Annotated in this window: 8 protein-coding genes; 1 reads left to right on the forward strand and 7 read right to left on the reverse strand. The window is 70.3% G+C overall.

The genetic code is table 11. The features are described 5' to 3' along the window. Nucleotides 1-314: 314 nt before the first annotated feature. From ACFVGS_RS01820 to ACFVGS_RS01835, 4 genes are read right to left on the reverse strand one after another with little or no spacing between them, the layout of a single operon-like run. Nucleotides 315-4,124 (reverse strand): DUF3427 domain-containing protein, encoded by a 3,810-nt coding sequence (locus ACFVGS_RS01820; protein WP_385689332.1) that lies wholly within the window; start codon nt 4,122-4,124, stop codon nt 315-317. Then, the gene (locus ACFVGS_RS01825; RefSeq protein WP_385689334.1) at nt 4,117-5,157 is read right to left on the reverse strand and encodes an AAA family ATPase; all 1,041 of its coding nucleotides are present in this window, start codon (nt 5,155-5,157) and stop codon (nt 4,117-4,119) included. Before ACFVGS_RS01825 ends, ACFVGS_RS01820 begins: the two co-directional genes overlap by 8 nt. Continuing rightward, a complete protein-coding gene (locus tag ACFVGS_RS01830; RefSeq protein ID WP_385689337.1) occupies nt 5,154-7,247 on the reverse strand; it encodes a hypothetical protein in 2,094 nt (697 codons plus the stop codon). The genes ACFVGS_RS01825 and ACFVGS_RS01830 overlap by 4 nt, the downstream gene beginning before the upstream one ends. Then, a complete protein-coding gene (locus ACFVGS_RS01835; RefSeq protein ID WP_385689340.1) occupies nt 7,244-8,212 on the reverse strand; it encodes a hypothetical protein in 969 nt (322 codons plus the stop codon). The genes ACFVGS_RS01830 and ACFVGS_RS01835 overlap by 4 nt, the downstream gene beginning before the upstream one ends. Before the next feature lie 115 nt (nt 8,213-8,327). On the opposite strand from ACFVGS_RS01835, the gene ACFVGS_RS01840 reads away from it, so the two are divergent. After that, nucleotides 8,328-8,702 carry a hypothetical protein gene (locus ACFVGS_RS01840; RefSeq protein WP_385689342.1) on the forward strand — a complete coding sequence of 125 codons (375 nt, stop codon included), beginning with the start codon at nt 8,328-8,330 and terminating at the stop codon, nt 8,700-8,702. A 136-nt stretch (nt 8,703-8,838) separates the two neighbouring features. Here the strand turns inward: ACFVGS_RS01840 and ACFVGS_RS01845 are convergent, their stop codons facing one another. The 3 genes from ACFVGS_RS01845 to ACFVGS_RS01855 all read right to left on the reverse strand — a co-directional run bounded on the left by ACFVGS_RS01845 (nt 8,839) and on the right by ACFVGS_RS01855 (nt 12,713). Then, complete coding sequence (locus ACFVGS_RS01845; protein WP_385689345.1) at nt 8,839-9,498, reverse strand: nucleotidyl transferase AbiEii/AbiGii toxin family protein; 660 nt, start codon at nt 9,496-9,498, stop codon at nt 8,839-8,841. Continuing rightward, on the reverse strand, nt 9,495-9,857 hold the full coding sequence (locus ACFVGS_RS01850) for a hypothetical protein (protein WP_385689348.1): 363 nt from the start codon (nt 9,855-9,857) through the stop codon (nt 9,495-9,497). The genes ACFVGS_RS01845 and ACFVGS_RS01850 overlap by 4 nt, the downstream gene beginning before the upstream one ends. Nucleotides 9,858-10,649: 792 nt before the next feature. Continuing rightward, nucleotides 10,650-12,713, reverse strand: a complete 2,064-nt coding sequence (locus tag ACFVGS_RS01855; RefSeq protein ID WP_385689351.1) for a SpoIIE family protein phosphatase — start codon at nt 12,711-12,713, stop codon at nt 10,650-10,652. Nucleotides 12,714-12,802 lie beyond the last annotated feature (89 nt).

Consider the following 12,802-nt stretch of genomic DNA (forward strand, 5'->3'; position numbering starts at 1 on the left):
TCACCTGGCCGCCGGACGGCAAGGTTTGCCTGGGCATGGCGGGATGCCGTCAATCGACAGAAGGCGCACAGTACCTGTGGTGACAGGAGCACTGCCGATCGCCTACCGGGGCAGGGGTACAGCCATGCGGCGCGCCCGCGCACTTCTCTCCCGCCGGGTGGCTCTGCGATGGCCAGCGCGCACCAAGATCCGGACCAATCCCAGACCAGCTGACGCCAGGAGGCCACACCGGCTCCCGTCTTGCCAGGTCAGCATGGGCACCCCCGCTGTACCACCAGCGGACGAGGAACCTGCTTGTCCTCATACTGGCGGGTTCAGGAGATCCGCGCGTACGACCAGACGAACGCCGGGAGTTCGCGCCGCAGCCTCCAGGTGACGGCCATGGGGCTGCTGCCGGTGTGGCTGGCGTACTCGGCCGGGCCGAGGAACGTCCAGGGCTGTGGGCTGCCGATGTCGCTGGTCCTGTCCGGCCGGAGGAACAGCAGGACATGGGTGCCCATCTCGACGTGGTTCCGGTAGCGCAGCCCCGTGGCGGACGTCTCGGAGATGTGGTTCGGGGATTCCCAATGGAACAGGGTGCTGCTCAGCGCGGAGTCCTTCGCCCGCGTGATGAACAGCGCGTCGGTCCTCATGGACTCGCACCACTTCACTCCTTGACGAAAATCGGTCGGCAACGGGCCGCGGATCTCCGCCTCCCTCAATGCCGAAAGGATCTCTTCCCGGGTGTAGGAGGCGTGGACGGTCAGAGGGACGTCGTGCCTGCCGCCCACCGCGCGCAGGGGAATCGGGACACGCGTGGTGCATTCCAGGTTGTACGCCAGGACCTGGCGCAGTTCTCTCCGGAACGCGTGTTGTCCGCGCAAGGCCGCGAAACCCTCGTCGTAGCTGGTGAAACCGTCACGGGTGATGCCGCCGAGCGGCCAGAGCTGGAAGAAGAGCATGCGAGCGTACGCTCGGTCCCGCTCATCCAGATCGCCGTAGTGCGGGGCGTCGTCCTCCAGCATGCGAGTGTAGGCCTGTACCCGCTCTGGGTCGTCCACATGGAGGAAGGCATGGACCCGCGCCAGGAGTGCCGCCTCTCCGTCCGGAGGATCGCCGGGCAGCAGATGGGTGCGGCGCAGCAGCCCGGTCCATGAGACGCCTCGGCCCTGGTAGAGCTCGGTGAGTTCCCGCCCGCTCTCGCGCAGGTATCGGCCGAGTTCCGGCTCCTCGTACTCGGCGACTTCACGGGCTCGCTCGATCAAACTGCCCTCCAACTGCGCCCTGATGTGGTCGGCAAGACGCATCTTGGCCCCGTCGTCGAGGACGATGCTGCAGCTGGAGGGCAGCTGCGGGAAGTGCTCGATCCGATCCAATAGTTGCCGGCGCGTCAGGTTCGTCATGGCGCGGAACTGGTTGTCGAGGCGAAACTCCTTGCGGTGGTACCCGATGAAGTCGAGCACAGTGAGCACCGCCTTGCCGGCGGAGCGGTGGAGGCCGACCGAGAGTTGCTGAAGGAAGCCGACGGTGCTCGACTTCGGACGCAGCAGGAGCAGTGTGTCGACCTCGGGGATCACATGCTGCTCGTCAAGCAGGTTGACGCAGAAAACAGCCTGCAGTTCGCCGGCCCGGAGCGAAGAAATCACCGCCTGGCGCCTTGTATGCGAAAGCCGCGAGGACAGGGCCACGGCGCCGAGACCGGCACCACGGAAACACTGCGCCATGAATTCGGCGTGTGCCACGGAGACGCAGAAGCCGACGGCCCGCATGGCACTCGGGTCGGGAACCGTGTCCCGGACGGCTCGGAGGACCAGCCGTGCCCGTGCCCCGTCGGTGGAGAGCAGGCTGGACAGCGCGGCACCCTCGTACTCGCCCCGTCTCCAGTCCAGCGAGCCATAGTCGGTGCCGTCGCCGAAACCGAAGTAATGGAGAGGGGTGAGCTGGCCACTTTCCAGCGCGTCCCGCAACCGCATCTCCGCGGCGATACGGCCTTCAAAGAACACGTCTTGAATATTCAGGCCGTCCACGCGTTCGGGAGTCGCCGTCAGACCGAGCAGTTCCAACGGCCTGAAGTGGTCCAGGATTCTCCGGTACGTCGGCGTGGCCGCCCCGCGGAACTCGTCGATGACGATCACGTCGAAGTGATCGGGCGCCAGTGCGTCCAGGTGCCTCCCGAGTGACTGCACACTGGCGAACACGTGGTTCCAGCCCGCGGGGACGGCCCCGCTGAAAAGCGACTCTCCGAAGCCCGGGTGCAGCAGGACGTCCTCATAGACCTGGCGCGCCTGGTGCAGCAGATCGATGCGGTCCGCGACGAAGAGCAGCCGCAGGTCTCGCTGGTGCTTCTCGCGGAGACGCCGGTAGTCGAAGGCCGACAGGACCGTCTTGCCGGTGCCGGGGACGGCGACGAGGAGGTTGCGGTGCCGGTCGTGGATCTCACGCTCGGCGTCCAGCCGGTCGAGCATCTCGCGCTGCGCACTGCTGGGCACGTACCGGGCAGGAGTCGGCTCGGCCGGCTCGGCCGGCTCGAGGCCGAGGAGACGGGCCGTCGCAGCGGCCGCCTGGGCGAGTGGCCGGAGTCCTGCGGGGAGGTGTTCGCGGCTCTCGGGAGAGTGGAGGGCGGCGAGGATTCCCCGCGGTGCCTGGGGGTGGGCGGCGAGGTGGTCGGTGAGGGCGACATAGGCGTCCCACGCTTGGTCGCGGCTCAGGAGCCCACGCAGATGCCCGGCCGCGGCGGGGTGGAAGCTGTACACGAGCTCCGCATCCTCCTGCCGGACGGTCGTGAGCAGCCCGGCGGTGAGGAACTCGGCGATGTCGGCGACGGCCGCCTCGGGGACGAGGCGTTCGCGCAGCACGTCGAGGACGGGCAGGGTGAACGCGTCGAGCGAGGAAGCGGCGATGGCCAGCCGGACGGCGAGGGAACGCGGGTTGTCCGTGAAGGCCACCGCTGCCGCTGTGGCGCCTATGTCGGTGGCCGCCTGGGCATCGGGCCGGACGTCGGACGGGAGCGGAGCCCGGCTGCGGGAGGGCATGCTGCCCGAGGCCGGAACGAGGACGGCCTCGCAGCCGTGGGGGTCGGTGCGCATCACGGCGCGTGCCCAGGCGAGCATCTGGCCGGGATCGAACTGCAGCACGGGCAGCGCCTGCCAAGGGTGCGTCCCTGGGGCGTCCTCGGGGAGGAGACGGGGGCGTCGGTAGGCGAGGAGCCGTCCGGGGGACGCCGGGACGGCGGCGGTCGCCGTCGTCCGGGGCAGGTCGAGGCCGGAGCATTGCCACAGACGCTTCGGCAGGGGATTGACGAGGGCCACAGGGGCGGTGAGTCCCCAGGTGTGGAGCGTCCGCCAGAGGATCTCCTCGCGCCAGGCGGGAGCCGCGCAGTCGGAGACGACGAGGAGCAGGCGGTGGGCCGGCTGGCGGTGGAGGGCGTGGGACGGGTCCCTGGGCAGGGCGTGGCCGCGATGGTCACGGAGCAACGGAGCGGCCCCCGACGGATGCTCGAGATGCCATACCTGGATGCTGCGAAAGGCGGACAGTGTGCGCAGGACCTTCGTCAGGGCGCGCACGGTCTCGTCCCAGACCGCCATGGAGGTGCCGCGGTCCACGACCACGACGGCCTCCTGCCATGGCTCCGGCACCGGGACGAGCCGAGGGACGAGGACGCCTGTACGGGTGTAGTGATCGACGGTGGCGTCCAGGTCGAGCCCCTGCCGGACCCGGGACGGCAGGGGGCGGCGCAGCGGGCGCAGGGCGCAGCCGATCTCGAGGGCGTTCGGCAGGGCGCGGGCGCGGCCCATGCTCACGGGGCTGGCGGGGATCGAGGCGGCGGCGCTGTCGTCCTTCAGCCAGATCGAGGCCGCCGCCGTAGTGTCGGCTTTCCCGCGAACGGGCTCCGGGCCTGGCGGATCGGCGGGATCGTCGGACGGCGGTTCGGTGGGGACGGGCTCGTCTGCCGGTGGCTCCTCGGTGGCTGGGGGCGGATCGGCGGGGTGGTCCCCGGTGTCCTGGGCGCTCGACCGGACGGCGGCGAGGAGGAGTGCGTCCAGGGCCGGCGCAACGTCCCACTCCTCGCCGTCGCCCTCGCCGATACCTCTCGGCCCGGGCAGCCCCAGGACCGCGAGCAGCCGTGCGGCAGGGTGCTCAGGCACGCCCGAGCCCCTGGAGCAGCAGCTCCTGCAGCCTCGTGCGCTGGTCCTCGTCCGGGACGCGGTCGCCGCGCAGCAGATGGACGGCGCTCAGCAACTGGTCGACGGCGAGACTCTCGCCGCGGTTCAGCCGCTCGACGAAGGCGTTCACCAGCGTCCGCCTGGTGCCTTCCTCGACATCCTCCAGGTGGGCCTCGACGATGCCAGTGAGCACCGGGACCGTGAGCGCGGGCATGTCGAAGCGCACACAGCGACGCAGGAACGGTGCGGGGAAGTCGCGCTCGCCATTGCTCGTGAGCACGATGACCGGGTACTCCACGCACTCCACCAGGCCGTTGTGAATCGTGTGCCGGGCACCCGGCTCGGCGGTGCGGACGGTGACCTGTTTCCAGGTGTGGCGGGCGAGTTCGGGAATCTCGAAGCGGCCGCGCTCCAGGACGTCGAGGAGGTCGCCGGGCAGGTCGAGGTCGCTCTTGTCGATCTCGTCGATCAGCAGGGCGCGGGGGCGATCCCCGGGCAGCAGCGCGGTGCCAAGGGGACCGAGCTGGACGAAGTCGCCGATGTCGTCGCGCACCGCGCGTGCGGCACGGGCGGCTAGCGTGGCAGAGGCAGTGCGGCGCACGGCCCGTCCGCTCACCGGGGCGGCCGGGCGGTCGACGGCACGGACGTTGTAGGCGTGGATGCGGCCCAGGGCGTCGTAGCGGTAGAGCGCGTCGGCGAGCGTGCTGCGGGAAGTGATGTGCCAGCGCAGCACGTTCCCGAGTCCCAGCTCGGCGGCGATCTGCTCGACGACGGTGGACTTGCCGGAGCCCGCCGGGCCGGTGAGCAGCAGGGGACGGCGCAGGTGGAGTGCGGCATTGACCGCGTCAACCAGGCTGGGGGCCGGCCGGTAGGTGCTTGCTGGGGACGGCGCCGGCCCGCCGTACGCCCCTGCGGCGTTCCTGCCCGGCTTCGCCCGCCACGGGGGCGGCGGAGGGAGCATAGGCGGCTCCTCGGGGACGACTCCTGTACCCGTGTAGTACGGAGTCCAGTTCATGCTCGCTCCTTCGGCGTCAGTTCGTGCGGGGCGACGACCGCCCGGCCTGCGCGCCGTTGGCAGAAGGCCTGCCAGTGCGCATCGTGCCAGGTCGTGCGGATGTCGGCCAGGTGGCGGGGGCCGTCCCCGCCGAGGCTGTTGTCCAACCTCCCCTGGAAGGCACGGGCGAGGTGCTCCGGCAGCGCGTCCCAGTGCTCGGCGACCGCGTCCCGCAGGGCTCGCGGGTCGGTGACGTCGAGGTGCCGGGGCCAGATCAGGGCCGGTGTGTGGATGAGGAGTTCCTCCAGCATCAGACCGAAGTCGGTCTCCGGGAGGGTGCTCAATCCCCAGACACAGCTACCTGTGCGGCGGCGGCCCAGAAAGTCCTGCAGGGCTTCGAGGCTGCTGAGATCGTCGGGGGCGAGCCACGATGGGCCGGACTGGGCTCCGGTCTGCAACGAGGTCAGAAGCTGACTGCCGGTGTGCAGCAGGTCGTCGAGTCGGACGCCGGGCGGCGGTGTCAGCAGGCCCGACCAGCGGGTGGTGACGTCGTAGTCCACTCCGAGCATGCGGCGGCCCCGTACCACCCGCCACTCCTCCGGCGGGGAGTCCAGCAGCAGGGAAGTGGGGACCGACACGTCGATCGCCAGCAGCTGCGCGCCCGCCGCGCTCAGCCAGGACAGGGCCCAGCCGACCGCTTCGTCCAACGCGCGCACCAAGGCGTCCCGGCTGGGCCCGCACGGGAAGTCCCCGGTGTGGACCACGGCCGAGCCGAACAGCAGTGACGCGTCCACCCGGACGACGTCCGCACCGCCATCGTCGGCAAGCACCAGGACCAGGCGGGGTGTCGCCCGGGCCAGTTCTCGCAGCCGGCTGTTCAGCGAGGTCGTGACGCCCAACTGGGTGCCCCAGGTCGTCAGCCGCTCCGGGAGGAGCTCGCCCGGACCGGTCAGATGGGCGAGGGCCGCGACGAAGTGCACCAGCATCCGGAGCTGGCGATCGGGGGCGACGGTGGACGCGTCGAGCACGGCGTACTCGACCAGGTCTCGAAGGGACGAACAGGGCACCTGGACCACTACGTCCAGCGGGAAGCCGCTGCGCGCAGCCGCCTTGCGGAGCAGGTCGTGGGTCAGGGCGGTGCCGAAGGTCTCCTCCAGGACGGTGAGAGTGACCTCGCATGTGCGTAGATCCCGCTGGAACTCCAGCACCCGCCGGACGGCGGGCCGGCCCCGGCCCTCCTGCCCCAACCCGGCCAGCCAGTCGGCCAGTTGTTTCGCGCTGTCGATCGCGTCCGTGCCGTCCAGCGGGCGCAGCACCTTTCGCATCCTCGCATACGCCGTCGAGCCCAGGCTGCTGGCGGAACGGCCCGTGGCGGCCTGGACGTTGCGGGCCAGCCAGAGGGATCGTCCGGGCACGGGGGAGCCGTTGAAGGTACAGCCGCCGGGTTCTTGGACGGTGATGCGGTCGCGCAGCTCCTCGATCAGCCGCTCGTCGACCGTCAGGTACTCCCCCGCGTCCGCCACTCCCTTCTCTAGCAGTTCGGCGAGCCGGACGCTCAGGCTCATATCCCACGCCGGCAGGTGGGCGGAGGCGGCGAAGAGCAAGGACAGGCGCAGGGCGCCCTGCTGGAGTCCGGCCGTCGCGGACTGTGCCCCCGGCAGTGCGGCGGCGGCGTGGCAGGTGTCGACCACAGCCATCAGGCCGCTGAGGCCGGGCTCGTTGGCGACGGTGCCGAGCGCGGACGGCACGTCCAGCTGCCCGATCGCCGGGTCCCGCCCGCTGCCCGAGGTGACAAAGTACAGCGGGCCGCCGCAGCCGCCCGTCCCATGGCCTAGCAGCGCCAGCACCAGCGGGCCGCCGTCGGCCTTAGCCCGGGCGAGCGCGGTCGCGAGGGCCGCCTCGACCCGGGCCTTCCCCAGAGCGGTGCCGACGAGCAGGGAACCGGTGTCGCCCTCGCCCCGGTCGACGCAGGCGCCGATGTCCGGGTCGACCAGCACCCGGTGCAGCCTGTGTGCGGCCTCTTCCAGGCCCGGCAGTTCCTCCGCGCCGGTGCACTGCGCGGCGACCACCAGCACATGGCGGGGCGGTGTCGGTGGGGTGAGGGCCGTCACGGCAGCAGCGCCTCCACGATCGGCCCGGCCACCTCTGCGTGCTCTAGGTACTTGGTGGCCGTGTGGGTCCACAGCCCGCCGGACCTCACGGGGGCGGTCTCGGCCTTCACGCCCCGGGTGCTCGGCGCAATCCAGTCCGCCAGCCGGGGGCGGCCGACGATGACGTCGTCACGGTCCCAGAAGTTCAGCCACGCGCCCACGTTCTCCGGGCAGGACGGCGGCCGGGGCACGAGGCGTTGGAGGACCACACCGCCGAGGGCGAGGGGGGAGCCGAGCGTCACCCACAGGGCGACTTGCCCCTCGTACTCGTGCAGTGCCTCGTACGCCACGACGGTCCCGAGAGAGTGCGCGACGACGACGAGCGGGCGGGAAGGATCCCAGTCGTCCAGCACCCGGGCCCGGACGGCCGCGCCGAGGGCGGCCTTGGCACCCCGCCGGTTCAAGTAGCGGGCTACCTGGGCGAGGTGCAGCGCGAACACCTGCCCGTTCAGCCACTGCGCTGTCTGCCGCAGGCCCGGAAGCTGGAGCAGGGTCGTGGTCACCCACACCAGCCGGCGCCCGAACTCCCCCGGCCCCTGGGCCCGGCTGCCAGAGGCGAGGGCGTCGAGATGGTGCCGGGCCTGTCCGACGACCCGGGCCTCGCGCGGGCTGGTCTCCGGCGGGAATCGCTCGGAAAGCTCCTCCACCATTGCGTCGAGCAGACCGGAGAGAAACTCCTCGTCCGGCGGATCCAACGTCCCCTCGGCCACTCCTCCTTGAGCACCGCGGGGAGTGAGCAGAGGGCTGTAGTCCGCGAACCTCGTGTCCGCGAGCCAGTCCTGAGTCAGCGCCGAGACCGATTCCGCGTGCCCAGCCCTCCGCGCACCGGTGGCCAGCGCCCCCAGCCACTGCCGCCGTTCCGTCTCCGCGTCACGGAGCCCGCCGATGCCGTGCACGAACACGAGCTGCGGCTTCGCCGTCGCCACCACAGGCCTTTCCCCCCACCTCGCTCTGCGAAGGCCATCTTGCCTTGTGCCGGGCCGGAGGCGGAACTCGGAGCACTTGACGAGCAGGTCACCCTGGCAACTACCGTCGGCGTCCGTGCCTTCGAGCATGAAGTGTGGAGATGCGGACTACACGCCTGCCCGGGACGCCATGGTGGCGTTTCTGAAGGGGTGGGCCCGAGAGGGCCGGACCGATACCTACAAGGCGCTGAGCGAGGCCGTGGCACCGGAGCACCGGGTGCACTACCACAGCCGGATGATCTCGCTTCTGCTCGCAGACGTCTGCCGCCGGGACAGCACCGGTCCCGAGCCGATGCTGTCAGCACTGGTAGTCAATGGATCCAGCCGGAAGCCTTCCGACCAATTCTTCGAGCTGGCCGTTACCGAGTTCCACCGTCGGGACCCGGGCTGGACCTGGGAGTGTGAGCGGGATGCGGTGTTTGACCGTTACCGCAGCCCGGTTTCCTCATGAGTCCACTGCGGGGTATCGCGCGGCCGCCATGCACATCCACCGTGCAGGGCAGCTACCCACCGTGGACGACTTCGGGTTGGAACCTGCTGGCTACACCGCATCCTCTCGTTGCAACGGCGGACGCGATGACCGCCTCTCAGGCGTTCTCGTCATGGATCCGCGCACCCAGATCCTCCGCCCACTCCAGCGCCCACGCCTTGAGTTCTTCGATCTGCCGGGAGGTGAGCCCGTATGCGGTGTAGTCCTCATCCTCGTACCAGTCAGCGCCGATCAGCCGGTCCCGGAGGTCTTCGAGGCTGAACTCGTCGTGGGCGCGACGGCGGCCCAGGGATTCGAGGTCGGCGGTGGAGCGGTGGCGGGAGGCAGCCTGGACGTCGATGAGGTCACGGACGGTACCGCGGTCGGCGAGGGCACGAACCTTGGTGCCGATCACGTCGTCGAGGGAAAGAACCGGGCCGTACGGGGTCTGGGCAGGCTGAGCCCAGAACGCCTCCTTGAGGACATCGACCTCACACTCCTCGCCGGTGTCCAGATCGGTGACGAGAAACCGGCCGCTGAGCGGATCGGTCTGGACGTGCGTGGTCCGCCATCCGCGCGCGCTGAGGCCGGCTGTGAGGGAGGCGACGATCTCCTGCATCGGAGCGGGGTTCTCGGTCGCGACGTCGAGGTCACGGCTGAAGCGTTCGACCAGACCGTGGGCCTGCACGGCGTATCCGCCGGTGAGGACCAGAGGGTAGGGGGAGCCGAGGTCGAGGATGTCGGCGAGGAGACGCTCGTGGAGCCGAGTGAGCTTCACGCGGCGGTCGTGTCGGCCGGAGCGGCGCGGAGCAGCTCGGGGAAGCCGTCCTCCCAGACCTCACGGATGTAGGGACTGATCAAGCGCCGCAGCACGGGCCACTGCTCGGTAAGCAGCCGGTGGTGCAGGAGGGCCACCAGGTCCTCACGCAGTCCTTCGGCGAGGACGGTCCGGTAGAGCGTCATGCGGGACTTCGGACGGTCCAGGCTGTAGCTCGTCCGCCCGGACCAGACGATGTGGAGCGGCAGGTCGACATTGCCCTCGACGGGACCGGCCAGCTCCTGCAAGCGCTCGGGCAGTCGGCTGCGGTAGCGGTCCCGCAGCACCTCGGCGCGGGGCGCGGTGGTCGTCGTATCCATGCATCCAGTATCACTGCTGGGAGGCGGCGGCATGGCGGATACGGGGGTCCCCTGTCGTACGTACGTCGGGCGGGCGCCCGCCCTTCCCTCGGACATCTCACCCAGTGGGTGCTTAGCGCATCATCGCCTACCCGTGCAGGCCCCCGAGGTGGCGCGGCAACCGGCTGCCCTGCAGACCCGGGACCGGCCCCGCTCGCGGGCGCGGTGATCATGACGCAGCAGGCTACTCGGAGGGCCGCCGCAGTGGAGTCGGCTGCGGCTTCGGTCTCGGTGTCGGAAATGACGACGTTGCCGAAGCCAAGGCTCGTGGCGCCGGCGCAATGGACGAGAAGGACACCGGGGCGGGCGAGGTCGCGGTAGCGGCCGCAGGGAGCAGGCGGCATCCAACGTCCCCAGCGGGAGCCAGGCACCTGTGCCCAGGTCCCCCGTCATGGCGGCCATCTGGTCAGCAAGCAGGGACGTTCCGCGACCGATGCTGACCTTTGCTGACCTGGAGGCAGCAATCAGGGCCCTGACCTGCCACAACACCCAAATGCTAGATCTTGGACTTGAACATGGTGCGCAGCACTTTGGACTCCTGGATGACGGCTCCCTGCCTGCTTTCTGCAGGTCAAAGGCGGTCTTTACTCTACAACCGGCGTGCGCCCGACTCGAAGACTGTGAGGAACATCGCTTGTCCTTGGGGAGGGGGCTCCCGACATGGACGCCCGCGCCGACCAAGGCTGTTGTGGCACCACCGACCAGGCACCGGCCATGACCTGCTGCGGAAGACACACGAGACTCGACGCCTCCTCAACGGGCGCGGCGGACGCGGGCGAGGACCAGGACCGCGTCGTCGGCCGGCTGGGCGGGCAGCAGGCTCGCGAGGATGCGGTCCGCGGTTGCTTCCAAGGGGCCCGGGGCTCTGCCCAGTTCGGCGCGCAATGCCTTCAGGCCGGCGTCGAGGTCCGCGCCTCGTGTCTCGATGAGGCCGTCGGTGTACAGGGCGAGACTCGCGTTCCCGGGGAGTTCGATCTCGATCGTCCGGAAAGGACAGCCGCCGACGCCGAGAGGGATTCCCAGGACGTCGTCGATGGTCTCCACCGTGCCGTCCGGCCGGAGTACCAGGGGCGGGGGGTGGCCGGCGCCGGCGATGCGGGCGCGTCCGCTCTTCGGGTCGTAGACAATGTACAGGCACGTCGCCAGCTCGATGCCGGCCTCCTGGGCGCATGCGTCGAGCTCGGTGAGGAGGTCGTCGGGCTCGCTGTCGTGCCTGGCCAGGGCCTTGGTGGTGATACGCAGGCGGCCCATGGCTGCGGCGGCCGACACACCGTGCCCCATCACGTCGCCCACCACCAGAGCGACTCGGCCGTCGGGCAGGCTGATCACGTCGTACCAGTCGCCGCCGACCTCGGTGATCCGGCTGCCGGGTACGTACCGGTGGGCCACGTCCACGTACGGGCTGGTCGCCAACGCGCTGGGCAACAACGCCCTCTGCAGGGTGAGGGCGATGTCCTGGACGCGGCTGTACAGGCGGGCGTTGTCCAGGCAGATCGCAGCCCGTGAGGCGAGCTCACTGGCCAGGCTGACATCGTCCTGGGTGAAGGCCCGCCGGCCCGTGGACCGGCCGAACATGGCGATTCCCTGGACCGTACCCCTGGCGATGAGCGGGGCAAGGAGGACGCAGGCCAACCCGCTCTCGGCGAAGAGCCGTGAGCGTGACTCGATGAGGACGGTCCGGGCCAGGAACTCCTCGTTCACCACGGCGGAGACGGCGCGACCGGACCTCAGCATGTCGTGGATGACGGAGCCGGGCCGATACCGCCCCCTCTCCACCCCGCTCACGAGTTCGGTGGCCGGAGGGGGCAGGATCGTGCCGGAGGCGATTCTGCGGGTGAACAGCGGTCGCGCGGGGTCAAAGTCCTCTGCCTCGTCCATCCACTCCACGACCTCGACCACGGCGCCGTCGCAGAAGTCCGGCATCGAAGCGTCGACCAGCTCCTGGGCGGTGACGTTCACGTCCAGGGTGGTCCCGATGCGAGTGGAGGCCCCGTCCAGCAGAGCCAGCCGCCGACGGCTGGCGGTGGCTTCCAGGATGGCCTGTTCCCGGTCGGTCACGTCCAGCATCAGCCCGCCCACTCCGGGACGCGAGCCGGCCGCCTGGCTCAGGGGGAAGAAACTCACCGACCGCACCTGATCACGGTCCGGATGCCCCCGCGGACGCATGCCCACCAGGGTCCCCACGACCGGTGCTCCGCCCAGGGCGACCCCGCGGAGCATGCGCTGGTACTCGCCGCCGTCGGACATGATCATGATTTCGTCCATGCGCCGCCCGAGGTGGGCCTCGATCGGCAGACCGTCCATGTCGGCGAGCGCCTGGTTGAGGTGGACGTACCGGAGGTCCTGGTCGAGCATGACCAGACCGATGGGGCAGGTCTCGAAGAGGGCGTCGAGGAAGGCGAGGTTGGTCTTGACCCGATCGAGCTCGTCACTCCGGCTCGCCAGGACCATCACCACCGAAGGTCCGCCGGATCCGGTCACGGAGAAGGCACGGAAGCCGCAGTCGAAGCCGGTGCCGTCACGATGCCGGGCCGGCAGCCGCCCCCTCCAGTACCCCTGGGTCCGGCCTCGCTCGGTCAGCCGGGAGCACGGATCGGGGGCGCCCGGGGGCCCGTCGGCGAAGAGAACGGCGCCGGGCTTCGACAGAACGGCGGTGGCGTCGTATCCGAAAAGGTCCCGCGCGCCGGGCCCCCAGTAACAGACCAGGTCCCCGTCATCGAGGCCGAAGACGGCCACGGGCACGTGCTCGAGCAGCGTCCCCGGCTCGGACCAGAACGGGCCGTGGGTCTCCTCGCCCCCCGGCCGAGCCGATGGCACGAGCTGTCCCCTTCCACTCGCCGTTCCATCCATTATCCGGACACCACGGGCATTCCGCGGCGCGAGGTGCGCCGTGGCGAGGACTCGCT

Source organism: Streptomyces sp. NPDC127114 (genome assembly GCF_042677525.1).
Taxonomy (GTDB): Bacteria; Actinomycetota; Actinomycetes; order Streptomycetales; family Streptomycetaceae; genus Streptomyces.